A 24,335-nucleotide genomic window follows, 5' to 3' on the forward strand; every position below is an offset into this window, starting at 1 on the left:
CATTAAAAAGGTAGCCTATGTCGCTTAACGTGGTGGTAGAACAACTCGAAGCTGTATTTGATCAAGCCTATGAAGATGGTAACGATGATGAATTGTTCGCCAGCGGTTATTTGCGCGGTCATTTTGATTTGGTGGTAGCGAAAATGGAGATGAATGGCGAGACCGACCCTGCCTACATCATGCCCAATCTACGCGCGGCCGTCGACCAGGCCAAACACGAACTGGCCCCCGCCGACCAGGCCCACGTGCAAAACCTGATGGATAAACTCGAGGGTATTGCGGCGGCTTAGCGCGGCTGCAGCCGTTCGAGCGCATCGGTGGCAAGCGGCTGCAGGCCGCCGCTGAGCTGCGCGGCGAGGATTTCGGCTAATAACGGGGCTGCGGTGAGGCCGCGGGAGCCGAGGCCGCTGAAGACATACAGGTTATCCTGCACCCGGCCAATCATGGGTTGATGGTTGGGAGTGGTGGCGCGGACACTAGCGCGCTGGCTGATAATCGTTAAGTCATTTGCCCACGGCTGCTGCGCGCAATCTTTTAAGCTGGCTAAATTCTCGCTGTCATCGTCAGCGCGTATGTCGCTGCTATCATCGCCACGATTAAAGGTTGCACCAATACAATGCAGGCCATTATCCGCTGGTACCATATAGCCTTTATAACAAAGCACCTGCTTCAGTGACGCCGTCGCATCAGTCGCTTCAACCTGAGTTATCTGCCCACGTACGGGGTGAATTGATAATTTCTGTCCAGAAAATGCCGCAACAATGTCACCACTGCAATGACCGGCGGCAATTACGGTTTTTTGTTGCACGTCGACTTGTGGTCTGTCGCTAATACCGACACTAATACCGGCCTTATTAAACAGTTCTTTGACCATAGCGGCCGGCCTTAGCCAGCCCGCGCGGGCATAATGCAGGGCACTGGTGCCTATTTCGAGACCGGCGGCCGTGTCGCCAGCAGGCTGCAGCGAAACCGTTTGTGGATCATACAAACCAGCGGCAATCTTCTCAGCGCGCTGCTGGCGCTGGGCATTAAATGCCGGTTGCAATACGCCGCCGGGGAACCAGTGCTGTTCACGCCAGGGTAAGTAAGCGCTAACCGCAGTACTAAATGCGTGCAGATAAAACTGGCTGAGTGGGGTTTTTTCGGCGTGCAGTAACGGGTAGACCGCGCCTTGCGGGTTGCCAGACGCTGCATCGGCGACACCACGACTGGTTACCGTGACGTTAACACCGCGACGCTGCAATGCAAGGCTCAGGCTGGCCGCGGCAATGCCACCGCCAATAATGGCGACGGGCTCCGTTTTCAGTGCGGCTTTCTGTGGCGCGTCGGTAGCCTCAAACGCCCCGCACAACATGTCGCGCTTGCGGCCAAAACCTTTAACTTTTGCAACCGTAAAACCAGCACCTTGCAACCCCCGCTTTACCACACCGGCAGCGGTAAAGGTCGCATAACGCGTGCCTTGATGAGCGGTGGCGGCCATGGCAGAAAATAAAAAAGACTGCCACATTTGCGGATTTTTTGCCGGTGCAAAGCCATCTAAAAACCAGCGGTCCACTTGCCCCCGAGCTTGTGCGACAAATTGCGGTAGTTGTTGTTCGATATCGCCAACCCATAAATCCAGGGTTACCCGGCCATCGGCCAACAACAGTCGATGACAACCTTCGTCGCCGGCAGGGTAAACGGCAAGTAATTGTTCGCATAAAGCGCGCAACGTCGGTAATGCCTCGTATGCTTGTTCGAGTTGCTCACGGCTTAACGGAAACTTCTCGAAGCTGACAAATACCAGCCGGCAGTCGCGCGGCGCATGTTCGATAAACGCTTGCCAGCACAATAAAAAATTGAGTCCGGTGCCAAAGCCTGTTTCTGTCACCACAAATTCATAATGGCTGGGTAAGCTTTTAAACGCGTCGGGCAATCCGTTTTGCTGCAAAAAAACGTACTGGGACTCGTCTATACCGCTGTCGACGGAAAAGTAAATATCGTCAAATTGGTTAGAAACCGGCACGCCATCGCTGTTAAAGTGTATGTCAGCAGAACGATTCATTTAGATGTTGCTCATGGAATCTGGCACAATGGGCGCTATAATAACAGCCAATCGTAGATAAAAAATAGCGTCGCCAAAAATAGCAGTGGCGACATCAGCTAACGGTGACAAAGCAGACCACATTCATAAGACAGCTTGGTTACCATAGACAATATTTAATTTAAGTTGCAACGAACGGCGCGTTGGCGCCAGACAGGACAAAAGAATGAAAAGAGCAGTGATTACCGGACTTGGGATTGTCTCAAGCATAGGCACTAATCAAGACGAAGTATTGGATTCATTACGTACCGGCAAGTCAGGACTGGAACGGTCCGAGTCGTTTGCCGAGATGGGCTTACGTTGCCAGGTGTGGGGACCGGTTCGCTTAGACGTTAAAGATCACATCGACCGTAAAGCGTTGCGTTTTATGGGCGACTCGGCAGCGTATGCCTACATTGCTATGAAGCAAGCCATTGAAGACGCCGGTTTAACGGATGAGGAAGTGTCGAATCCGCGTACCGGTCTGGTGGTTGGCTCAGGTGGCGCCTCAGGCGAACACCAGGTCGCTGCAGCCGATACGTTACGCGAAAAAGGCGTCAAGCGCGTAGGCCCATACATGGTGCCGCGCTGCATGGCATCAACTACCTCGGCGTGTTTGGCAACGCCTTACAAAATTAAAGGCGTGAATTATTCCATTAGCTCAGCTTGTGCGACCTCTGCGCACTGTATTGGCCACGCGCTGGAACTGATCCAGTTTGGCAAACAAGACCGCGTATTTGCCGGTGGTGGCGAAGAACTGCACTGGACCCTGGGGATGGAATTTGACGCTATGGGTGCGCTTAGCACCAAGTATAATGACACACCGGAAAAAGCATCGCGTACCTATGACAAAGATCGTGATGGCTTTATCCCGGCCGGCGGTGGCGGTATTCTGGTGATTGAAGAACTGGAAGCAGCTAAAGCTCGCGGTGCCAAAATTTATGCCGAAATTGTTGGTTATGGTGCAACCTCTGATGGTTACGACATGGTGGCACCGTCCGGTGAGGGCGCTATTCGCTGCATGCAAATGGCGATGGAAACCGTTGATACGCCGGTTGATTATCTGAACACGCACGGTACCAGTACCCCGGTTGGCGATGTCAAGGAGCTGGAAGCCATTCGTGCGGTATTCCCGGAGCAAACGCCAATGATCAGCGCAACCAAAGCGATGACAGGTCATGCGCTGGGTGCGGCAGGCGTGCACGAAGCGATTTATTCGCTATTGATGATGAAGCATGGGTTTGTAACGCCTAGCATCAACATCGAAAACCTCGATGACGCGGCTGAAGGTATGCATATTGTGCGTGAGCCAACCCAGGCTAAACTGAAAACGGTAATGTCGAACAGCTTTGGCTTTGGCGGTACTAACGCCAGCCTGGTGCTGCGTGAATACGCCGACTAAACTCAGTTGCATAAGCTGACGATTACGTGCATATTGTCGCTGATCAAAATATACCCGCATTGTCGTCATTATTGGCGGATGCGGGTTGTTTGTCTCTGTATGCCGATCGGTGCCCGCCCGATGAGCTGCTAACTGATGCCGAGGCGCTGTTAGTGCGGTCGGTAACCCGTGTTGACGAGGCCTTGTTGGCCAAGGCGCCGCAGCTAAAATTTGTTGCCACAGCAACTATTGGTACCGAACACCTGGATTTAGATGCGCTGGCCGCCCGCAACATTACCGTTGCCAGTGCGCCCGGCGGCAATGCTGATTCAGTCGGCGAGTATGTGTTAACGGCGGTATTAGCACTGTTTCAGCGACGTCAGCAATTAGCTGCGCTCGCCGATATGGAAGTTGCCATTGTCGGTGCCGGTAATACTGGCCGTGCTACAGGTCGACGCTTGCAGGCACTGGGTGTTAACGTACATTACTACGACCCGCCGTTGTTACAGTCTAATCCGCAACTGCCGTTTGATCTTCATGACCACTGGCAACGGGTATTAAACGCTGACATCATCAGTTGCCATGTGCCGTTGATAAAGGACGGCGTACATCCCACACACCACCTGTTTGATATCGAGGCGCTGCAATCTTTGCATGCAGAGCAAGTGCTGATTAATGCCAGCCGTGGTGCGGTGGTTGATAACCGCGCCTTAACCGATGTTTGTGCGCAGGGTGATTGCCCGTCGCTGATACTGGATGTGTGGGAGGGTGAACCTCAGATAAGCACACAGTTACTGGATGTCGCCGCTATCGCGACCCCGCATATTGCCGGCCATAGTGCCGAGGGCAAGGTCGGTGGTGCAATCATTGCCGCGCGCGCACTGCATGACTTTTTGCAGTTACCTTTTGACGGGAGTATCGATGACGTGCTGCCCGCATGCCCCTGGCCAAATTATGACGCCAATCGTCTGCAAACTCTGGATGATCTGGCCGCGCTGGCGCTGCACCGCTACAACATCTGGCATGACGATGCGCTGATGCGCGAGCATGGTACAACGGCTGCGGGTTTTGATCAGTTGCGCAAAGGTTATCGTAAGGATAATCCGCGTAGACAGTTCAACAATCAACGCATTGCATGTCATAATAGGCAGCAAGTCGAACAATTTTCGCAGCTTGGGTTTAGCGTGCTCGGATCAGTGCGTTAAGGCAGACCCAATCGCTGCAGCCATTTTTTAGTGACAGGAGCTGTTATGTCTGAAGGATTTCGCGTTGCCGTTTTAGGTGCTACTGGTTTAGTGGGTCAGCAAATGATCGAGATCCTGGCAGAGCGAAAATTCCCTGTCAGTCAATTATTCCCGCTTGCCAGTGCGCGCTCAGCCGGTGCCACGGTCAATTTTGCCGGTGAAGAGATCGAAGTACTGAATGCCGATGAATTTGACTGGAGCGAAGCGGATATTGGCTTTTTCTCTGCCGGCGGCAGCATCTCACGGGAGCTTGCGCCAAAAGCTGCCGAAGCAGGCTGTGTGGTTATTGATAATACCTCTGAATTCCGTTACGAAGCGGATATCCCGCTAGTGGTGCCGGAAGTTAACAGTTATGCACTGGCCGACTTTCGCAACCGCAATATTATTGCTAACCCCAATTGCTCAACCATTCAAATGTTGGTGGCGTTAAAGCCCATTCATGATGCCGTTGGCATTGAGCGGATCAACGTTGCTACTTATCAGTCGGTATCCGGTGCGGGAAAAGAATCGATGGAGGAGTTGGCTAAGCAAACGGCAGAACTGCTGAATGGCAAAGAACCAACCGTGGCTAACTTTAGCCGCCAGATCGCCTTTAACTGTATTCCGCAAATCGATATTTTTATGGAAAATGACTACACCAAAGAAGAAATGAAAATGGTGTGGGAAACCCACAAAATCTTTAATGACCCAACCATTCGGGTTAATCCGACAGCGGTGCGCGTACCGGTGTTCTTTGGCCATGCCGAGGCCATACACATAGAGACGCGACAGCCGATTACCGCCGAACATGCCAAACAGTTACTAACTGACGCACCGGGCGTAACCTTGTTCGAAACCCGCGAAGAGTTCCCTACGCAGGTGGGTAACGCTGCCGGCCATGACGATGTGTTTGTTGGTCGTATTCGCGAAGATATTAGTCATCCGCAGGGTTTAAACCTGTGGGTGGTTGCTGACAACATCCGTAAAGGTGCGGCGACCAATTCAATTCAAATTGCTGAGCACTTGATTCGCGACTATTGGTAAGTACTGGCGCTATGCAAAAATTGTAAAAGCATAAAAGACGGTGGTAAAAACACGGCGCTTATGTCATAAAGTTTTTATAACGTACGCCGTTAATAATAACAGTAAAGCGCGGGCAGAGATTAAAGGATGAAAAAAACCACTATCGGACGCACAGATCGACCCTTACATTACTATCTTGGTGTTGCCGCTTTAGTGTTGAGCCTGGCGGGCTTAACGGCTCCGGCTTTGGCACAGGATGATGGTGTCATCATTAAGGGCGAGAAAGGCTCCGAAGCGACGGATGTACGCGAAGGGCAGGAGCGTTACGGCCCGATAACCTCGGCTGATACGCTATGGGCGATTGCCAGCGAGTACCGTCCACACTCCAGTGTTACTCAATACCAGACCATGATCGCCATTGCACAGGCGAACCCGCGCGCCTTTGTCGATGGCAATATTAACCGCATGCTGGATGGCTTTTATTTACGCATTCCGAGCCTGCAGGAAATTCAGATGATTAACCCGGAAACCGCACGTCGCCGGGTGTTAGCCGATCAACAGTTAGAATCTCAGCAACAGCGCTTGTCGCAGGCACAGCAGCAAACCGAAAACACGCGTGAACAACAGCAACAGTTGTTGGAACAGGCCCGCGAGCGTGCAGAACAGGTTATTGAGCAGGTTGGACAGCAACAGCAGCAAAGTTTTAGTCAGTTGCAGAGCGAAGTTAACGAGTCAATGCAGGCGCTGCAGCGTGTTTACGACGAGAACGAACAAATTCAGCAGCGTCTGGATGCGCTGGCCGACCGCATCGAAGAGTTATCTGCCGGATTACAGCAAACAGGTGAACTGGAACAGCAATTTGATCAGTTGTTGCAACAACAGCAACAACTGATGGCAATGCAGCAGCAAGAGCAACAACAGCGAAGCTCGGGATTTTTAGACTGGTTAAAAAATCCGCTTAATTTAGCGTTATTGGCTATTCTGCCGGCTTTATTGATCATTGTAGCCTTATACCTATTGTTCTTCCGCCGCAAGTCCACTGCTGATGATGACACGCCGTCGGCGACCCAAAAGAACACTGAGCTGAATGACGAGGAAGCATCTAAAGCGCTGGACCGGGAGCTGATGGAAGGAGGCCAGGATAGCGACGACGATGGCTTGTTTGATTTGGACGGTGACGTGGGTCATGAAGACGATGATGATTTGGGCGATGACTTGAGCGCGTTGGAAGCCGAATTAACGCAAACCGGGCAGGCCGACGATGATGACGATTTTAGCATTCGACTCGATGACGAAGAAGATAACGATGCCGGCGACGATGAACTGGACGAAGATGATGCCAGCCTGTTGCCGGATGATGATGAGTTGACGTCGGAGTCGGAACCGGAACCGGAACCGGAACCAGCGGCAGAACCGCAGCAACCGGCTGATGACGAGGAGGAGGGCGACAGCGAATTGTCGCAGGAAGAACTCGACCGGTTATTTGCTGAAAGTGATGACGATGACGAGCCGGCATTAGATCTATCGCTCGATGATGACGAGGATGACGCTCAACCAGACGATGATGCGTTAGTTTCTGAAGCCGAACCCGAACCCGAGCTCGATACTGAGCAAGACGCTGAACCTGAATCAGAACCCGAACCCGAGCCCGAATCAGAACCAGAGCCTGAACCAGAATCGGAGCAAGAACCAGAGCCAGAGTCCGAGCCACAACCCGAAACTGAGGCGACCACCGCTGAAGACGAGGATGAGCAGGACGATGCTTTTGAAGATCCCGACGATGCCGAGGAGGCACTGGCACAATTAGGCGTCCAGGAGGGCGATGAAGAAGACGACACAGCGACTGATGAGCAGGATCTGGACAGTCTATTACGCGAATCTGAAGAGCTCGAGTCCGAACTATCGGAACTGGATGAGATTGAAGAAGAGTTGCCTGAAGATGACGAAGCCCTGGCACAGGCCGAAGACCAAGCTGACGACGAACTGGATGATTTCTTCGGTACTGATGAAAAAGATGCCGACGCCGAAGATGCTGACGCCGAAAGAACTGAAGCCGGAAGTACAGATGCTGAAGAGCAACAGCCATCGGAAGCTGAAGACGACGAAGACGGCGGTTATGTCGATATCGATAAGTTGATGGAAGATGCCGAGGGTGATGGCGAAGAGCAGGACAACTACCAGGCTTCAGCGGTTGAAGATCTTCTTAATGACGAGGAACTTGATAACCTCGGCGACGACAGCACTGATGACAACGTCGATGAAGAAGCCTCAGCACAGCTCGATTTGGCACGTGCTTACATCGATATGGGTGAAGAAGACGAAGCCAAAGAGATATTACAGCAGTTGATCGATGGTGAGGATGAGTCACTGTCAGCCGACGCCAAGGCCTTGTTGTCACGCATTAGCAGTTAAGGAAGTTGATTTATGCGTATGGCTTTAGGCCTTGAATATGACGGCAGTCGTTATTACGGCTGGCAACGACAACAGCACGTTGACTCAGTACAACAGCGATTAGAGGCGGCGCTCAGTAAGGTTGCTGACGAGCCAATCGAGACCGTTTGTGCCGGCCGCACCGATGCCGGCGTGCATGCCACCAACCAAGTTGTTCATTTTGATGTATCGCAGCCGCGCCGGGCAGCCGCCTGGACGCTTGGCATCAATAGTAATTTACCCGCCGATATTGCGGTGCGCTGGGCGCAGCCGGTAGCTGATGATTTTAGTGCACGCTTTAGCGCAACGGCACGACGCTATCGTTATATTATCGCCAATACCCGTTTACGCCCCGGCATTCACAGCCATGGCGTGAGCCACTATCACCATCCGTTAGACGAACAAGCCATGCAGGCGGCGACGCCCGCGTTGCTCGGTGAGCATGATTTTAGTAGCTTCCGGGCCGCGCAATGCCAGTCTAAGTCAGCGCATCGTCAGGTCACCCACCTGCAAGTGAGCCGCCGCGGCGAGTTTATTATCGTTGATATTAAAGCCAACGCATTTTTGCATCACATGGTACGTAACATTGTCGGCAGTCTGATTGTGATAGGTCGACATCAGCAGCCACCTGAATGGCTAGGCGAGCTGTTAGCCTGTCGTGACCGCACTCAAGCGGCAGCGACGGCCAAACCGGGCGGTTTGTATCTAGTGGCTGTCGATTACCCCGAGTCGTGCAATATTCCGCAACCTGAACCGGGACCACTGTGGTTTGTTGAGTAATACGATTTGTGGAATGACCTCTTTGCTTGACCCAGTTGTGCTACCATGTAAGCTATCCGACAATTAATACACCGAGTGTAAGAAGCAGACCGATATGAGCTGGATTGAACGAATTCTTGCCAAACCAAAATCAAATAAGCGTAAAAACGTTCCTGAGGGCGTTTGGAGCAAATGTACGGCATGTGACGCGATTATTTATCGCAATGATTTAGATCGTAACTTAAGCGTGTGTCCGAAGTGTGATCACCACATGCGTTTAACCGGTCGCGAACGCTTAGCGCTATTTTTAGACGAACAAGGTGTTAGCGAGATTGCGGCCGAGTTAGAACCCAAAGATATCCTTAAGTTTAAAGACTCGAAAAAGTACAAAGACCGTATTGCTGCGGCGCAAAAAAGCAGTGGCGAAAAAGACGCACTGATTGCGCAGCGCGGCACGGTGCAAGGTGTGCCGGTAGTAGCGGTTGCGTTTGACTTTAACTTTATGGGCGGCTCGATGGCTTCCGTGGTTGGGGCAAAATTTGTCAAAGCCGTGGAAGAGTGTCTGGCTCACCGTCTGCCACTGGTATGTTTTTCGGCATCCGGTGGCGCGCGTATGCAGGAAGCGCTGATGTCATTGATGCAGATGGCAAAAACTTCGGCAGCGTTGGCTCGCATGAGTGAAGAGGGCCTGCCTTATTTTTCGGTGTTGACCGATCCAACCATGGGTGGTGTGTCGGCCAGTTTGGCGATGTTAGGCGACGTTAATATTGCTGAACCGAAAGCGTTAATTGGTTTCGCCGGACCTCGGGTAATCGAACAGACTGTGCGTCAGACATTGCCGGAAGGGTTCCAGCGGGCAGAGTTTCTGCTGGAGCACGGGGCGATTGATATGATCCTTGATCGCCGTCAGATGCGTGCGACCATTGCCCGACTGTTGGCGAAGATGATGAATTTACCCTCACCGGCTGCGGGTGATGAGTCGGACCAGCCGTTAGTTGAAGCATAAACGGAAACGGCTATGACAGCAGGGAAGGACTTAGGAACACCACCACAAGCGCCGGGTCTCGACTCGGCGCTTGCTGATTGGCTTAGCTATCTTGAGCAGTTGCATAGCAGCGAGATTGATTTAGGCCTGCAACGGCTGGGCAAAGTCGATGCCAATCTGCGCCAGGGACGCAAGCCGGCGCGTTTTGTTATAACGGTAGCCGGCACCAACGGCAAAGGCTCCACGGTTTGTTATCTGTCGACAATTCTGCAACGAGCCGGCTATAACGTCGGCGTTTATTCGTCGCCGCACATGACTGATTACCGCGAGCGGGTGCTTGTTAATGGCCAAATGTTGTCTGAGCAGGCTCACGTGGGCGCCTTTAATGCGGTCGAACAAGCTCGTGGCGAAACTTCGTTAACCTACTTCGAATTCGGCACCCTGGCAGCCTTTTATCTGATGCAACAGCAGCCCCTCGACGTCGCCATTTTAGAAGTCGGCCTGGGTGGGCGCCTGGATGCGGTCAATATTGTTGATGCGGATGTCGCTGTAGTCACCCGTATTGGCATCGATCACGTCGCTTTCCTGGGCGATAACCGTGAACATATTGGTTATGAAAAGGCCGGTATTGCGCGCGCCGATAAACCCCTGATTTGCGGTGATCCTAATCCGCCTAAAAGCATCGCCGGCCACGCCCGTGATATCGGTGCGCGACTGATGCAACGAGGTCGCCAGTTTAGCTTTAGCGAACATGCTGCGGGCTGGCATTATCGGGGCATTGACTCGAATTTGATGAACCTGCCGTTACCGCAACTGCCATTGCAAAATGCGGCAACCAGCCTGGCTGCGCTGGAATGTTTACCCTTAGCGGTTAGCGCTGACGCCATTGCGCAGGGTCTTAGCGAGGCGCAACTGAGCGGCCGTATGCAGCAGCTGCTGTATCGCGATTGCGAGCTACTGTTAGATGTGGGGCATAACCCGCAGGCCGCGGAATATCTGGCTGAAGAAATTCCCAAACGGTTTAAAAATCGTCCGGTTTACGCGGTGGTGGGAATGCTCAAAGACAAAGACCATGGCGGCGTGTTTAAGGCCCTGGCTGGTTGCGTATCGCGTTGGTACCTGGGGTCCTTGAATGAGCCCAGGGGGAATACGGCGGTGCAGCTAAAAGCCGGACTAACGCCGCTTTATATCGAACCAACGGGTGAGTTTGATAGTGTCGAGGCGGCCTTTGAACAGGCGCTTGCGGATGCTCAGGCAATACAAATCGAAAAGCCGCTGGTGTTCGTATTTGGCTCGTTTTACACTGTCGGCAGAATTAACCAGCAAATAAGGAGCTAAGTGTGGCCAGCCCTCTTCAAAATCGCTTGGTTGGAACCATCATCTTAGTGGCTCTGGCAGTCATCATTCTGCCGGACGTGTTAGACGGCGAAAAGGCCGAAACGGTGGAGCAGTTCGAAACCATTCCTTTGCAGCCTGAGCAACAAGCCAGTTTGCAGCAACCACAGCCGTTGCCTGAGGCAACTAAACAACAGTTACAACAGCAATCGCAAAGCGGCGATGAGGCGGCAACCAGCGACACAGCTGACGCTACCGAAGCGCAGCCGATTGCAGCCGACAAAGTGCAGGCCGAGTCGTTACAGGCGCCACCTCGTGAACCGCAGGAGTTCGCTGCGGACGGCGATGCCTATGTAATCCAGCTAGGCGCGTTTAGCCAGGCCGGCAGTGTCGAAAAAATAGTGCAACAGCTTAAACAAAAAGGGTTTGCTGCTTATGCGCAGCGTTCCGGTAACCTGACCAAGTTGATGGTAGGCCCGGATACCTCCAAAGCCGAACTAGAAAAGCAGTTGCCGATATTGAAAGAACTGACCGGACTGAGTGGTAAGGTTTTAACTTATAATCCGTCGTAAAAAAAGCCACATCGGCGCTGTTTTTCTGTTAAAATTCGCCCACTTTTGATGGGCTAACGAGTGCTTATGCTCTGGATAGATTTCGTCATTCTTGGCATTATTGCCATATCAACGTTGGTGAGTTTGATCCGCGGCTTTGTAAAAGAAGCGGTTTCACTTGCCGTCTGGGTAGCTGCATTTTTTATTGCCAGTCAGTTCTACCAGGATCTTGCCGTTTATTTTACCCAAATTCAGGATCAAATGCTCCGCAATGCGGCGGCGATTGCCGCGCTCTTTGTGGTGACCTTAATCCTGGGCGCCATCATTAACTATATTTTATCAAAATTGGTACAGACCACCGGATTGTCAGGGACAGATCGCGTGCTGGGACTAGTATTTGGCGCGCTGCGCGGAATTCTAATTGTTAGTGCGTTACTATTTTTCATGGATTCTTTTACCGGTCTGTCCGATAGCCAGTGGTGGCACGACTCGGTGCTCATTCCCCATTTTGGCGTTTTCATTCAGTGGTTTTTTGAATATCTGGAAACCAGCTCGAGTTTTATTGTCCCGAAACCGGTTTAAGAGGTTATCTTTTTATGTGTGGTATTGTTGGTATCGTAGGCAAGCAGCCCGTTAACCAGGCGTTGTATGATGGGTTAACTATGCTTCAGCACCGGGGTCAGGATGCCGCCGGCATTATGACGGTGGATGAACACCAGACGCTGCGTCTGCGCAAAGCCAATGGCTTGGTACGTGATGTGTTTCATACGCGTCACATGCACCGTTTAGCCGGTACCGTTGGTATTGGCCATGTCCGCTATCCGACGGCAGGTAGTTCGAGCTCCGCTGAGGCGCAGCCATTTTATGTGAATTCACCGTTTGGAATCGCCATGGCGCACAATGGTAATTTAACCAACGCCGGTGATGTTCATAACCACTTATTCAAAACCGCCCGTCGCCATATTAATACCACCTCAGACTCTGAAATCTTACTTAATGTATTTGCTAACGAGTTGGATAAAAACGATAGTCTGCGCCTTAATGACGACGATATTTTCCGTACCATTACCGCGGTACACCGCAAAATTCGCGGTGCTTATGCCGTTGTTGCGATGATTATCGGGCATGGTTTAGTGGCCTTTCGTGACCCCTGGGGTATTCGCCCGCTGGCATTGGGTAAACGCGAAACTGCTGACGGCGAGGAATATATTGTCGCCTCAGAAAGTGTTGCTATTGATGGTACGGGTTTCAAATACGTACGTGATGTCGAACCCGGCGAAGCCATTTATATTACTAACGACGGCAAGCTTTATTCGCGTCAATGCGCCGACAAGCCAAAACATTGTCCGTGTATTTTTGAGTATGTTTATTTTGCCCGTCCGGACTCGTTTATTGACGGTATTTCGGTTTATGCGTCGCGGGTTAATATGGGCCGCAAGCTGGGCGAGAAGATTAAACGCGACTATGCCGATCTCGACATAGACGTGGTGATTCCGATTCCCGAAACCAGTAACGATATCGCGCTGGAAATAGCCAGTGAGCTGGACTTACCTTATCGTCAGGGCTTTGTTAAGAACCGTTACATCGGTCGTACCTTTATCATGCCGGGACAAACGCAACGGCGTAAATCGGTGCGTCGCAAGCTCAATGCGATTAGTGCTGAATTTAAGGATAAAAACGTGCTGTTGGTCGACGATTCGATTGTGCGCGGCACCACCTCAGAGCAAATTATTGAGATGGCCCGTGAAGCTGGTGCGAAGAAAGTCTACTTTGCCTCAGCGGCGCCGGAAATTCGCTTCCCGAATGTGTACGGCATCGATATGCCAAGTGCGAACGAGTTGATTGGTCATGGCCGTGAATCGATGGAAATCTGCGATATGATCAAGGCGGATGGTTTGATTTACCAGGAACTTGAAGACTTAGTGGCTGCGGTAGGGCAACAAAACCCAAGCATTCAGCGCTTCGAAACTTCGGTATTCAATGGTGAATACGTAACCGGCGATATTAGCCAGGAATATCTGGATCAATTAGATGCTGCCCGTAATGATACGGCGAAAGCGGCAAATGCCAGCAGCGAAGACGCCAACCTCGAACTCCACAACGACAACGATTAACTAAGTGCCGCCTGCGGCGGCACGCTAGGCGCGGGCATACGCCCGCTTGCCAGGCAGCGCGGGCTTCGCCGCGCTTTGCTGGGCGGCACCCGCTCCGCGGTGCCTTGCTTGGCGGCGCTTCGCGCCTTGCTGCAAGCCACCGCAGGTGGCGTCTAGCGTTGGAACGCGTAGACCGAGCCTATTTTGAGGATTTGAGTTAGTTCGTCCAACGCAGTGCGCGACTCTTCCAGTAACGCCGGATCGCGTAAATCATCGACCGCCAGTTCGTCACGGTAATGCTTGTTAACCCACTTATTTAAGCGCGCAAACAGCTCGTCAGACATTAAACAATGTTGGTTGGCCGCATCCAGCTCTTCGTCGTTTAACGCCACACGTAAGCGCAGACACGCCGGGCCACCGCCGTTGCGCATGCTTTGTTTTACGTCAAAAAACTCAACCCGCTGGATTGGTCCACCGCTGGCAACCAGTGAATCAAGATAAGCCTTCACGCGCTCGTTTTCCTGGCACTCTGTCGGTGCGATAATGGTCATCTTACCGTCTGGCGGGGTGATCAACTGGGTGTTAAATAAGTAAGTACTAACAGCGTCCTGCACGCTGACCTGGTCCGTACCTACCTTAATAAAGTGTAATTCACTGTCGCCGAATTTTTGCTGGATTTCGGCCAGCTTCGCTTCGGTATCGGCAAACGCCTGCTCATGGTAAAACAGCACGTTTTGATTGCCCACAGCGATAACGTCATTATGGAATACGCCCTGATCAATAACGTCAGGGTTTTGCTGAATATAAACGGTGTTGCCTTCGTCCAGTCCGTGCAGGCGCGCGATAGCTTCGCTGGCTTCCAGTGTCTGCCGCGCAGGGTAGCGAGTCGGCGCCGGCTTTGACGAATCAAACGCATGGCGGCCATAAACAAACACCTCGACCCCGGCATGACCATACTCACGGCACAGGCGGGTGTGGTTAGCAGCGCCTTCGTCGCCAAAGTGTTCGTTGTCCGGCAAGTGGGTGTGGTGCTCAAAGTAACGCTCGTTGGCGAACATGCCCTGCAATATACGACCGCTGGTTTCCGGCTCCAGCGAACGGTGAAACTTGTTGGTCAAGTTAGCCGGGGTAAAGTGAACCTTGCCATTCGCTGTGTCAGCGCTGGGTGATACCGTTGCTGCATTGGCTGTCCACATACTTGATGCTGAACAGACCGCCTGGAAAATAGCGGGTGCCTGGGTCGCTGCTTTGTACAGCACCTCGGCATCGGTACCGGAAAATCCTACCCGACGCAGCGCATAAACATCGGGGCGTTCTTGTGGTGCCAGAACGCCTTGTTTCATGCCCATGTCGTGTAACGCCTTCATTTTAGCCAAACCCTGAAGCGCAGCATCTTTGGGACTGGACGACGATTTTGCATTCGCCAGCGAGGCCACATTGCCGAACGATAAGCCGGCATAATTATGGGTAGGGCCAACCAGGCCGTCGTAGTTAACTTCAAAATGTTGCATGGTCACGTTCAGGCGCTCCTGTAAATTAGTGCGTCGAATGGATCGATTTAACGCCATTATACGTTGTATTAATGCGCTTGTAAGCCTTTAATTTTGGGGCTTTTGGCAAAGCGGTCAGGAACTGATTGTTTATGTTCTTTGTGCGAATTTTTATCAAATTCATCGACAACGGTTGTTTCTGTTGGCAATTACCGATATACCTAAAAAAAGGAAATGCCGGCCGCTTAGCACTTGCAATTGTGCTATCGAATACTTATATCGTCGGTCAATCATCATTAAGAGAAGCTAACGTCTATGGCTAAATCGCTCGTTATTGTCGAGTCCCCGGCAAAAGCAAAAACGATTAACAAGTATCTGGGTAACGACTTTGTAGTTAAGTCGAGTGTGGGGCACGTGCGTGACCTGCCAACCAAAGCAGTAGAGAAAGTGCCGACTAAACCGGCGGCGGAAATCCGCAAAATGGAGCCGGAAGAAAAAGAACGTTACCAAAAGCAGCGCGACTATAAGCGTCTGATAGCACGTATGGGTATTGATCCTGAGCACAATTGGGAAGCCCACTACGAAGTACTGCCGGGCAAAGAAAAGGTCGTTAAAGAACTGCAGCAATTAGCAAAAAAATCCGATGCGATTATTCTGGCGACGGATTTGGACCGCGAAGGGGAAGCGATTGCCTGGCATTTAAAAGAACTTATTGGTGGTGATGACCAACGCTACAAACGCGTGGTGTTTAACGAAATTACTAAGTCGGCCATACAGGAAGCTTTTAAGCATCCGGCAGAGCTCAACACGGCCCGCGTTAATGCGCAGCAAACCCGCCGTTTTCTGGACCGTGTGGTGGGCTTTATGGTGTCGCCGCTATTGTGGAAGAAAATCGCTCGTGGCTTATCGGCCGGGCGGGTACAGTCCGTTGCGGTGCGCCTGGTAGTAGAGCGAGAGCGCGAAATTAAAGCCTTTGTGCCGGAAGAGTACTGGGACGTATTTGCTGATTTAACCACGCCATCGTCTGACGCATTGCGGATGCAGGTGGCCAAAGAAAATGGCAATAATTTTCGTCCGGCCAATGAGCAACAAACACAGCAGACGCTGGATCAGTTAAAAGGCGCTGACTATCAGGTTGTTGCCCGCGAAGATAAACCGACCAGCAGTAAGCCGTCAGCACCTTTTATAACCTCTACCCTGCAGCAGGCAGCCAGTACCCGGCTTGGGTTTGGGGTTAAAAAGACCATGACCCTGGCACAGCGGTTGTATGAGGCCGGTCATATTACTTATATGCGTACTGACTCGACTAACTTGAGTGTCGACGCTGTCAGCGCTTGTCGTGCCTTGGTAGAAAAAGAGTTTGGTAAGAATTATTTGCCCGAACAGCCTAATCGCTATGGCTCGAAAGAGGGCGCGCAGGAAGCGCACGAGGCGATCCGACCGTCCGATGTTAAGGTCAAAGCCGACCAGCTGAAACAGATGGAGCGCGACGCGCAACGTTTATATGAATTGATTTGGCGGCAGTTTGTGGCGTGCCAAATGGTGCCGGCTAAATACACCAGCACCACGTTAACCGCGCAGGCCGGTAATTTTGAATTAAAAGCCCGTGGCCGGGTAATGAAGTTTGCCGGTTGGACTAAGGTTATGCCGCCGTCAGGCAGCAAAAAAGACGGCGACCAAATTTTGCCGGACGTGAATAAAGGCGATGTACTGGATTTGCAAAAGCTGGATCCGCAGCAGCACTTTACCAAGCCGCCGGCACGGTACAGCGAAGCGTCGCTGGTTAAAGAGTTAGAAAAGCGGGGCATTGGCCGACCGTCAACCTATGCGTCGATTATTTCGACCATTCAGGATCGCGGTTACGTGAAGGTCGAAAGCCGTCGTTTTTATGCCGAAAAAATGGGCGAAATCGTCAACGATCGGTTGCTCGAGAATTTTACCGACTTGATGAATTACAACTTTACTGCCGAGATGGAACAGGCGCTGGATGATATCGCCGCCGGTGAGCGTGACTGGAAGCAGACGCTGGATAAGTTCTACGAGGACTTTAAAGAGCGGCTGGAAAAAGCCGAAATGGAACCCACTGCCGGTGGTATGCGCGGCAATCCACCCGTTCTGACTGACATTGACTGCCCTAAATGTGGCCGCAAAATGGGCATAAGAACGGCCTCTACAGGTGTGTTCTTAGGTTGCTCCGGGTACAACTTACCGCCGAAAGAGCGCTGTACTCAGACGCTGAACCTGGTGCCGGGTGAGGACGCGATTAAAGTTTCTGACGATGACGAAGCAGAAACCGAGGCGCTGCGCGCTAAAAAACGCTGTCCTAAGTGCGGTACGGCGATGGACAGTTACCTCATTGACGAAAAACGTAAACTGCATGTGTGCGGTAATAATCCGACCTGTGACGGTCATTTAGTCGAGCAGGGCGAGTTTCGGATTAAAGGCTATGACGGCCCGACTATCGAGTGCGATAAATGCGGCTCGGAAATGCAGCTTAAATCCGGACGTTTTGGCAAATACTTTGGTTGTACTAACGAAGACTGTAAAAATACCCGTAAGTTATTGCGCAACGGCGAGCCGGCGCCACCGAAAGAAGATCCGGTACCGTTACCGGAGTTACCCTGCGAAAATTCTGACGCATACTTTGTGTTGCGTGATGGTGCGTCGGGTATTTTCCTGTCGGCCAATACCTTCCCTAAATCGCGCGAAACACGTGCGGTCACGGTCAAGGAACTAGCGCGCTTTAAAGATCGCCTGCCGGCTAAGTTTAAATACCTGGCAGAGGCACCGCAGCAGGATGATGATGGTAACGAAGCAATTGTGCGGTTTTCGCGTAAAACTAAAGAGCAGTACGTTGTTACCGAGGTGAATAAAAAGCAAACCGGCTGGAAAGCGTTTTATAAAAATGGCCGCTGGGAGATTGATAGTAAGTAGTCAATTGCTTACAGCGGTTGTCGGTTATAACCACTAGGCAGTCACGGATCTTCTTTCTACAGTTGGGAGTGTCAGGACGACACGTCAACAGGATAAGGAGATCCAATAATGTCGCAACACGTTTCCCTCTCTCAGCTCGGTTGTTTCATTATGTTGGCACTCCCGGTTGCTGCATCTGCAGCAACCGGGAATTCTTCCTGTCAGCCGCTATTACTTAACCAACCGGCAGTGGCCAGCGCCTTGCCGCGCGAAGCCAACCTGCCGGCGCCGTCAGCTGCTGTTGTTACCGAGCTTTATCCGGGCCAGTTAGAGCCGCAGATTAGACGTCTGTTAAAAGAGCATCTGGCGATAAAAGTGCTTGACTGGCAGGCATCCCCGCATCACCAATGGCCCACCGAGCACCAAGTGAGTGCTGACAGCTGGGCTGAGTTACTGCGCCGCATTTTACAGCCTTACAAACTGCAATTAGTGATGCACCCCAATCATAGTGCTGTTGTTCGATATCGAACGCTGTAATACCGATGTTGTTATTAAACCTCCGGCGTTTGCCTGTGGTGCTGCTACTGTGCATGCAGCTGACCGGGTGTATGCAAAGCCCGCAACAATTGCTGTTGCAAGCGGATGCCCTGCAACGTCAGCAGCATCAGCAATTAAGCCACCAGTATCCGCATCAAAGGCTGCCTAAGCCGGTTGATACCGTTGTAGTCAGTGAACAATTTTATGTACCGAAACTGGATGCCCGACTGGCGGCCAAACCAGCCTGGTATAGTCGCCAGGTAACTGCTGATATGCGCGGATTGCCGCTGCAGGATGCATTGCATCAAATATTGAGCCCGCTGAATGTGCGCGTCAGTTTTGCCGATGAAGTCGACACTCACACCTTAGTTTACGCTGACCACAAGGGCACCGTAGGGCAGTTGCTTGAATGGATCGCTAACGCAAATCAGTTACTTGTGGAACCCCACGCGGCCCGGGTTGAGGTTAAGCAGTTGCAGGTACGACGTTTTGATGTCTCGTTTTTGTCCGGCGATACCCGTTTTATGCTAGGCGATCAGGGCAATACATCACGACTGCCGTCCACACAGCAGCAAAATTCAGTTTCTCAGCAGGGTAATCAGTATCTCAATTTTGCCTCAGAACAACTGTCGCTGTGGCAGGATCTGGAGCGAACGTTGCAGTTAATGTTATCAGAGCGCGGCGAACTGGCTATCAGCCAAAGCTCGACCTCTGTAGTGGTCAAAGATACCCCAACCGTCATCGCCACCGTCGCCGATTATATTGACGATCTGAACCGGCAACTTACCCGGCAGGTAGCCATTGATGTGCAGGTGATTGAGGTTACCTTTAATGATAGCGAGCAGTTCGCGATTGATTGGCAATTGATGCGCAACATGCAGGAACTGGGCCCGATTTCTGCGCTGAGCTCGTCCGGGATGTCTGCGGCGCAATCAGTGTTATCACTGGGTCTGCAAAAGACCACGGGACGATTTGCCGGCTCGCAAATACTGATCGATGCCTTGCAACAACAGGGCGAAGTGCGAGTCAGTCATCAACCGCGGGTGTTAACACTGAATAATCAGGTGGCTCGTATTCTGGTTGAGGACGAAACCACCTATCTGGCGTCTGCGGGCTCCACCAGCACCCCTAACGTGGGTACCGAGCAATTACTGTTGCCGGGAAAAGTGACCACCGGTTTTGAACTGTTTTTGTTGCCCAAAATTCAACAACAGCAAGTTATTTTGCAGCTATCTTCCAGTCTTAGCGCATTGCGCGGGCTCGACATGGTCAGTTCCGGCGCACAGCAAATTCAAACGCCACGCACGTCGCGTAAAACCTTCTTTTTGAAAGCCATGGTCGGTCACCAACAAACTTTGTTGTTATCCGGATTGCAACATGCCCGCAGCGAATCGGGCGAGCGTAAGGGATTATTTAGCTGGCTGGCCGGCGGAGATGTCAAACAATCACTGGGTAATAGCGAAACCCTACTGTTGTTAACACCGCACGTGATTGGAGTTGAAGGCTGATGCAGGCGGCTGTTGGTGTATTCAGAGAATGTTGGGGGGTCAAAAGACCACCCGTTAAAGCGGTGCAGGAGCGAGCCAAAAGCCTGGGGTATCGGTATGCACAGCTCTATTTTATTGCCGGTAACTGGTGGCTGTCATTGGCTATGGCCGCCTGTGCTGACGCGGTATTGGGTATTTCCGCAAAAGTGCGGCCGCAGGCGCAATGTTGGATCCTGGTAAAACACGGCAATGGGCCCTTGCTGATTATTTGGCAGCAGGGGCGGCTGCACCGGGTGTGCCAACAATCGCTGACCGATTGTGTTGCAGAATGTAATTCGGCTGGTGCCTGTGTCGAGGAGCAGCAATATTTACAACATGGCTGGGTAGAGCCGTTACCGGAACCATGGGCTGACGCAGTTGACGTTGATTACGATCGCAGCCAGCGGTTGGTCGCACTTGAGTCACTGCCGCAACTGGCGTTATACCGAAAGCCGCGTCGGCGATGGCAATGGCTGGTGGTTCTGGCATTGCTGCTAACGGCAGCTGCCGGCGGCTGGTGGATGTTGGCGCCAGTGGACACTGAACACAGCAAGGCTCAGCTTGAAGCGGTCAATGCCGGCGCTAAAGGCGGACGACAGCGGTTGCCGTTGGCGGCGGTTTTTGAACAGGTCGAACACCTGGCAATGCGGCGCTGGCAGGGAGCCTGGCAATTACAGTCAGTGGAATTAAAGGGCACGCACCTAACCACGCGTTACCATGGCTATGCGCCGTTAGCGCTCTATTCAATGCAACAGACTGACGTTATTAATAGCGGGGCGAATCAGCAACAGCCGATCACGCGCAGCCAGGTGCAGGATATATCGACGGTGCAGCAACCGTCAGCAGACCAGCTTAGTCCCTGGCGTTCCGATGCGTTATTACGAGCGTTACTGACCGAAAACCGGCCCGGCCTAAAAATTCAAAGGCTGGGTAGTCAGTGGCAATTTAACTGGCAACACTGGTCTTTGCCGCAACTGCGTGAGTTGAGCCAGCGCTTAGCGGCGGTGCCACTGCATTTACAAAAGCTTTCCCTGATACCGTCTGAACAAGGCTGGAATGGCAATTTAACGTTAACTAACCCACCTAAGGTGATGCCATGAAAAACTATCCTTTTAAGCGACTACTTTTGCTGCTGCTATCATCTATGGTGTTGCCGTTATTAAGTGCAGCGCAGCAAGTACAGCCGCAAACAACAGCATCGGTGGATACGTCCGGGCGCGATGATAATGCCGCCGTAGCCGCATTGAACCAGCACCATCAGCAGACACAGCTGCAAATCCAGCAACAACGCCTCGACAACGAACTGATGCGCTTGCGCCTGGCTTATGCCGATATGAACGCAGAATTACGCCAACTGGACAGCACGCCTGCTAACACTACTGCGACAACAGCATCGCAGCCGGAAGCTGGTGCATCGTTGCAAATTATCAGTCAGGTTAATTTTTCGCATATGCGGTTGCAGTGGTTAGGCGGGGAACAGCCGCAATGGCGACTACAAAAAACCAATAAGGATTCGCCTAATGACTGAACCGTTGATGGATAGCCAGGCGTTGCAGGGCTGCGTGATCCCGTCACCGATTCTGCAATATTGTCTGGAAGTGACTGAGCGTTGGCGTCAGCGCGGTGATTCGGATTTAGCCATTTTAGCGACCGAGTCAGGTATGTTGGTTTGCTCTCCTGCGGTTGCTCACCGCGGTAACACCGAAATGAATAACGTGCGACAGCTGTTGCAGGAGCGTATCGAGAACGCAGTGGTTGTGGCTTACTCGAGTGCCGCCAACATCCGTCTGTTGCTAACCGAGGCCGACCGCGCCAATGGCACCGGTAAGGGCGCCGACAATGCGCTGGTTAATGACGTTACGCGGGCTCAGCAAACCCTGACCGACCTAGTCAGCGAGGCACTGACTATGGGAGCCAGTGATATTCATCTGCGTTTTACCCACGTGCAGGCGTGGATAAAATTTCGCGTAAAAGGACGCCTGGTAGGCACCCAGTGCCGCAGTCGCGAGGCCATGCTGGAGTCTATTGCCGCTGCGCTTAATACCTACAGTGACGACTACCGCGAAGTGTTTAACGAGCAACGCAGCGATAGTGCCAGTATCGAGTTACAGCTACCGGCGACTACCGAGCGCTCGGCGCAACAAGTCCGTTTACGATTGCAGAAGTCACCACTTAATCATGGTTTTTCGGTAACCTTGCGGTTACTTCCGGAGCTGCCGCAACAGGCCTTAAACCTGCAAGACTTATCGATGCCGGTTGATGTTCGGGCGGGCATTGACGAACTGTTAAAGCAACGGCATGGGCTGATTTTGATTGTTGGCGCTACCGGACAGGGTAAAACGACCACACTGGCAGCAATCAATCGACTGTTTGGCGAGGCAAAGAAGATTATATCGCTGGAGGATCCCATAGAGATTGTGCAGGACGATGTTGAGCAGCGTTGGGTCGATGGTCAGCATGACAGTTTTGCTGAGCATATAAAAATAGCGCTGCGTGAAGATCCCGATGTCATTTCGATTAGCGAAATTCGCGATACAGCAACCGCCAAAGCGGCGGTGATGGCGGCACTGACCGGTCATGTGGTTACGGCAACCCTGCATGCGCATGATTGCATCGGCGCGATCCAACGCCTGGCTAATCTTGGGGTTAGTGTGAATGAGCTAATAGCCGGCGGCGTATTGCAGGGCATTATCGCGCAACATTTGGTGCATCGACAGGATGACAGTGTACTGATCGCAGAATACGTGCTGATAGATTATCCCGCGCGACGCTATCTTCGACGCGAGGATTACAGTGGCTGGCGTGAACATTTACAGCAACAAGGCTGGCAGTCGATGGCTGACCGCTGGCGCGCTCAACATCCTGCACTAGCCAGCCTGCACGAACCTAATCAAGTTTACCAGTACAGTGCGCAGGGTCCTTGTGCCGGTTAATCAGTTGCGACGGCTCAGCTGGTCTAAAAATCGCCAGTGGCAATGGGTCGAAGATTATTGCCACTGGCTTGATGACGGCTGTAGCCCGTTACAGGCAGCGGAAGCCATGCGGTTAAGTGCAACACACTACAACTTGGTTCCGGAACAGCAGATGGCGCAACGTTTGGCCGACTGCCTGCGTGCCGGATTACCGATGACTGATGCCTTAAAGGGCTGGTTACATCCGGGGTTGCTGGATGTATTCACGCTGGGGCAGCAACAGGATTGTTTAACTGAATTGCTGCAGCAATTCAGAACCTTTGAGCGCAGACGCTACCGGCTGGTCATGAGTTTGTGGAAGCAGCGCGTTTACCCGCTGTTTGTGCTGTTGCTGGTATTAGTTGCTACGGCAGTGGCCGGGCAGGCTTACTTCCCGCGACTGCTGGCATACAGTCCCGCCGCGGTTGAGCATTGGAGTGTTAATGCGGTGAGCTTGCTGTCGTCGCTATTGGTTAACTGGGGCGCTTTATGGCTACTGTCAGGGGTTGCTCTCGGGCTTGTTTACCGTTGGCTGGGCCAGCACTGGACCGGGCGCTGGCGGTTACGGCTGGAACGACTGGGTATGTTTGGGTATACGCGGGCAATGGGAGCCGTCTGGGTAACGCAGATGCTGGCGCTGTTGTTACGTCATCGCTTGAGCTTACAGGATGGCCTGCGACAACTGGAGCCGCTGGCAAATACCTACGTCCGCTGTCATTTGCAGACCATGAGCCAGCATTTAGCGCGGGGCGAAAGGCAGCTGGCTGAGGTGATGGGCACGGGGCTATTGCCCAAACAACTGTTGTTTCGGTTACACAATAGCAGTCAGCTGGGGCAGGCCGTAGACGGTTTGTGGCGCACCGCGCTGCGCAGTGACAAAGCGATACGTGCTGAAATTATGAGCCGGCAACGGTTACTACTGGGCTTGGTGTACCTGGCTATTGTCGGATTATTGATGCTACTGATACAGGCTGCAGGGCAAATTATGCAGCAGTTACTGATGGCCTGACGGTGAGGCTAAATAATGGTCGCAGGAAACGTTTTAATCGTTATTTTTATCAACATGGAGAGTTAAC

General features: G+C 52.3%; 20 protein-coding genes. 18 read left to right on the plus strand and 2 right to left on the minus strand.

What is annotated here, in order from left to right:
• Positions 1–17 precede the first annotated feature (17 nt).
• A complete protein-coding gene (locus DEU29_RS04440; RefSeq protein ID WP_133539053.1) occupies positions 18–290 on the plus strand; it encodes a YfcL family protein in 273 nt (90 codons plus the stop codon).
• Here the strand turns inward: DEU29_RS04440 and mnmC are convergent.
• Positions 287–2,044: a bifunctional tRNA (5-methylaminomethyl-2-thiouridine)(34)-methyltransferase MnmD/FAD-dependent 5-carboxymethylaminomethyl-2-thiouridine(34) oxidoreductase MnmC gene (gene mnmC / locus DEU29_RS04445; protein WP_133539054.1), complete on the minus strand. Its 1,758-nt coding sequence runs from the start codon at positions 2,042–2,044 to the stop codon at positions 287–289. The two genes, DEU29_RS04440 and mnmC, sit on opposite strands and share 4 nt — an antisense overlap.
• A 205-nt stretch (positions 2,045–2,249) precedes the next feature.
• Between mnmC and fabB the strand changes: the two genes are divergently transcribed.
• From fabB to purF, 10 genes are all read left to right on the plus strand, one after another.
• Complete coding sequence (gene fabB, locus DEU29_RS04450; protein ID WP_133539055.1) at positions 2,250–3,464, plus strand: beta-ketoacyl-ACP synthase I; 1,215 nt, start codon at positions 2,250–2,252, stop codon at positions 3,462–3,464.
• A 26-nt stretch (positions 3,465–3,490) separates the two neighbouring features.
• Positions 3,491–4,648 carry a 4-phosphoerythronate dehydrogenase gene (locus tag DEU29_RS04455; RefSeq protein ID WP_133539056.1) on the plus strand — a complete coding sequence of 386 codons (1,158 nt, stop codon included), beginning with the start codon at positions 3,491–3,493 and terminating at the stop codon, positions 4,646–4,648.
• 45 nt (positions 4,649–4,693) lie between these two features.
• Positions 4,694–5,710 (plus strand): aspartate-semialdehyde dehydrogenase, encoded by a 1,017-nt coding sequence (locus DEU29_RS04460; protein ID WP_133539057.1) that lies wholly within the window; start codon positions 4,694–4,696, stop codon positions 5,708–5,710.
• A 126-nt stretch (positions 5,711–5,836) separates the two neighbouring features.
• Positions 5,837–8,101 (plus strand): FimV/HubP family polar landmark protein, encoded by a 2,265-nt coding sequence (locus DEU29_RS04465; protein WP_133539058.1) that lies wholly within the window; start codon positions 5,837–5,839, stop codon positions 8,099–8,101.
• Positions 8,102–8,113: 12 nt separating this feature from the next.
• Positions 8,114–8,899 carry a tRNA pseudouridine(38-40) synthase TruA gene (gene truA / locus DEU29_RS04470; RefSeq protein WP_133539059.1) on the plus strand — a complete coding sequence of 262 codons (786 nt, stop codon included), beginning with the start codon at positions 8,114–8,116 and terminating at the stop codon, positions 8,897–8,899.
• A 94-nt stretch (positions 8,900–8,993) separates the two neighbouring features.
• Entirely contained in the window at positions 8,994–9,884 is an 891-nt protein-coding gene (accD, locus tag DEU29_RS04475) for an acetyl-CoA carboxylase, carboxyltransferase subunit beta (protein WP_133539060.1), read from the plus strand.
• Positions 9,885–9,896: 12 nt separating this feature from the next.
• The gene (gene folC / locus DEU29_RS04480; protein ID WP_133539061.1) at positions 9,897–11,201 is read left to right on the plus strand and encodes a bifunctional tetrahydrofolate synthase/dihydrofolate synthase; all 1,305 of its coding nucleotides are present in this window, start codon (positions 9,897–9,899) and stop codon (positions 11,199–11,201) included.
• Positions 11,202–11,203: 2 nt separating this feature from the next.
• Complete coding sequence (locus tag DEU29_RS04485; RefSeq protein WP_133539062.1) at positions 11,204–11,770, plus strand: SPOR domain-containing protein; 567 nt, start codon at positions 11,204–11,206, stop codon at positions 11,768–11,770.
• Between the two features lie 66 nt (positions 11,771–11,836).
• Positions 11,837–12,331 (plus strand): CvpA family protein, encoded by a 495-nt coding sequence (locus DEU29_RS04490; RefSeq protein ID WP_133539063.1) that lies wholly within the window; start codon positions 11,837–11,839, stop codon positions 12,329–12,331.
• A 14-nt stretch (positions 12,332–12,345) separates the two neighbouring features.
• Positions 12,346–13,863: an amidophosphoribosyltransferase gene (gene purF / locus DEU29_RS04495; RefSeq protein ID WP_133539064.1), complete on the plus strand. Its 1,518-nt coding sequence runs from the start codon at positions 12,346–12,348 to the stop codon at positions 13,861–13,863.
• A 152-nt stretch (positions 13,864–14,015) separates the two neighbouring features.
• Here the strand turns inward: purF and astB are convergent, their stop codons facing one another.
• Complete coding sequence (astB, locus tag DEU29_RS04500; protein WP_133539198.1) at positions 14,016–15,353, minus strand: N-succinylarginine dihydrolase; 1,338 nt, start codon at positions 15,351–15,353, stop codon at positions 14,016–14,018.
• 294 nt (positions 15,354–15,647) lie between these two features.
• On the opposite strand from astB, the gene topA reads away from it, so the two are divergent.
• The 7 genes from topA to DEU29_RS04535 all read left to right on the plus strand — a co-directional run bounded on the left by topA (position 15,648) and on the right by DEU29_RS04535 (position 24,268).
• Positions 15,648–18,266 carry a type I DNA topoisomerase gene (gene topA, locus DEU29_RS04505; RefSeq protein ID WP_133539065.1) on the plus strand — a complete coding sequence of 873 codons (2,619 nt, stop codon included), beginning with the start codon at positions 15,648–15,650 and terminating at the stop codon, positions 18,264–18,266.
• Between the two features lie 108 nt (positions 18,267–18,374).
• On the plus strand, positions 18,375–18,782 hold the full coding sequence (locus DEU29_RS04510; protein WP_133539066.1) for a hypothetical protein: 408 nt from the start codon (positions 18,375–18,377) through the stop codon (positions 18,780–18,782).
• Positions 18,783–18,787: 5 nt separating this feature from the next.
• Positions 18,788–20,290: a hypothetical protein gene (locus DEU29_RS04515; RefSeq protein WP_133539067.1), complete on the plus strand. Its 1,503-nt coding sequence runs from the start codon at positions 18,788–18,790 to the stop codon at positions 20,288–20,290.
• The gene (locus DEU29_RS04520; protein ID WP_133539068.1) at positions 20,290–21,408 is read left to right on the plus strand and encodes a hypothetical protein; all 1,119 of its coding nucleotides are present in this window, start codon (positions 20,290–20,292) and stop codon (positions 21,406–21,408) included. The genes DEU29_RS04515 and DEU29_RS04520 overlap by 1 nt, the downstream gene beginning before the upstream one ends.
• Entirely contained in the window at positions 21,405–21,836 is a 432-nt protein-coding gene (locus tag DEU29_RS04525; RefSeq protein ID WP_133539069.1) for a hypothetical protein, read from the plus strand. The genes DEU29_RS04520 and DEU29_RS04525 overlap by 4 nt, the downstream gene beginning before the upstream one ends.
• Positions 21,829–23,241 (plus strand): ATPase, T2SS/T4P/T4SS family, encoded by a 1,413-nt coding sequence (locus tag DEU29_RS04530; RefSeq protein ID WP_133539070.1) that lies wholly within the window; start codon positions 21,829–21,831, stop codon positions 23,239–23,241. Before DEU29_RS04525 ends, DEU29_RS04530 begins: the two co-directional genes overlap by 8 nt.
• Positions 23,216–24,268: a type II secretion system F family protein gene (locus DEU29_RS04535; protein WP_133539071.1), complete on the plus strand. Its 1,053-nt coding sequence runs from the start codon at positions 23,216–23,218 to the stop codon at positions 24,266–24,268. The genes DEU29_RS04530 and DEU29_RS04535 overlap by 26 nt, the downstream gene beginning before the upstream one ends.
• Positions 24,269–24,335: the final 67 nt, after the last annotated feature.

The organism is Idiomarina aquatica (assembly GCF_004362895.1).
Taxonomy (GTDB): Bacteria; Pseudomonadota; Gammaproteobacteria; order Enterobacterales; family Alteromonadaceae; genus Idiomarina.

Bases quoted from the DNA above. Each gene is read 5' to 3' on its own strand.
- DEU29_RS04465 (WP_133539058.1), top strand. From the start codon at position 5,837: ATGAAAAAAACCACTATCGGACGCACAGATCGACCCTTACATTACTAT.
- mnmC (WP_133539054.1), bottom strand. From the start codon at position 2,044: ATGAATCGTTCTGCTGACATACACTTTAACAGCGATGGCGTGCCGGTT.
- DEU29_RS04530 (WP_133539070.1), top strand. From the start codon at position 21,829: ATGACTGAACCGTTGATGGATAGCCAGGCGTTGCAGGGCTGCGTGATC.
- DEU29_RS04510 (WP_133539066.1), top strand. From the start codon at position 18,375: ATGTCGCAACACGTTTCCCTCTCTCAGCTCGGTTGTTTCATTATGTTG.
- purF (WP_133539064.1), top strand. From the start codon at position 12,346: ATGTGTGGTATTGTTGGTATCGTAGGCAAGCAGCCCGTTAACCAGGCG.
- folC (WP_133539061.1), top strand. From the start codon at position 9,897: ATGACAGCAGGGAAGGACTTAGGAACACCACCACAAGCGCCGGGTCTC.
- fabB (WP_133539055.1), top strand. From the start codon at position 2,250: ATGAAAAGAGCAGTGATTACCGGACTTGGGATTGTCTCAAGCATAGGC.
- astB (WP_133539198.1), bottom strand. From the start codon at position 15,353: ATGCAACATTTTGAAGTTAACTACGACGGCCTGGTTGGCCCTACCCAT.
- DEU29_RS04520 (WP_133539068.1), top strand. From the start codon at position 20,290: ATGCAGGCGGCTGTTGGTGTATTCAGAGAATGTTGGGGGGTCAAAAGA.
- truA (WP_133539059.1), top strand. From the start codon at position 8,114: ATGCGTATGGCTTTAGGCCTTGAATATGACGGCAGTCGTTATTACGGC.
- DEU29_RS04525 (WP_133539069.1), top strand. From the start codon at position 21,405: ATGAAAAACTATCCTTTTAAGCGACTACTTTTGCTGCTGCTATCATCT.
- DEU29_RS04490 (WP_133539063.1), top strand. From the start codon at position 11,837: ATGCTCTGGATAGATTTCGTCATTCTTGGCATTATTGCCATATCAACG.
- topA (WP_133539065.1), top strand. From the start codon at position 15,648: ATGGCTAAATCGCTCGTTATTGTCGAGTCCCCGGCAAAAGCAAAAACG.
- DEU29_RS04440 (WP_133539053.1), top strand. From the start codon at position 18: ATGTCGCTTAACGTGGTGGTAGAACAACTCGAAGCTGTATTTGATCAA.
- DEU29_RS04460 (WP_133539057.1), top strand. From the start codon at position 4,694: ATGTCTGAAGGATTTCGCGTTGCCGTTTTAGGTGCTACTGGTTTAGTG.
- accD (WP_133539060.1), top strand. From the start codon at position 8,994: ATGAGCTGGATTGAACGAATTCTTGCCAAACCAAAATCAAATAAGCGT.
- DEU29_RS04515 (WP_133539067.1), top strand. From the start codon at position 18,788: ATGTTGTTATTAAACCTCCGGCGTTTGCCTGTGGTGCTGCTACTGTGC.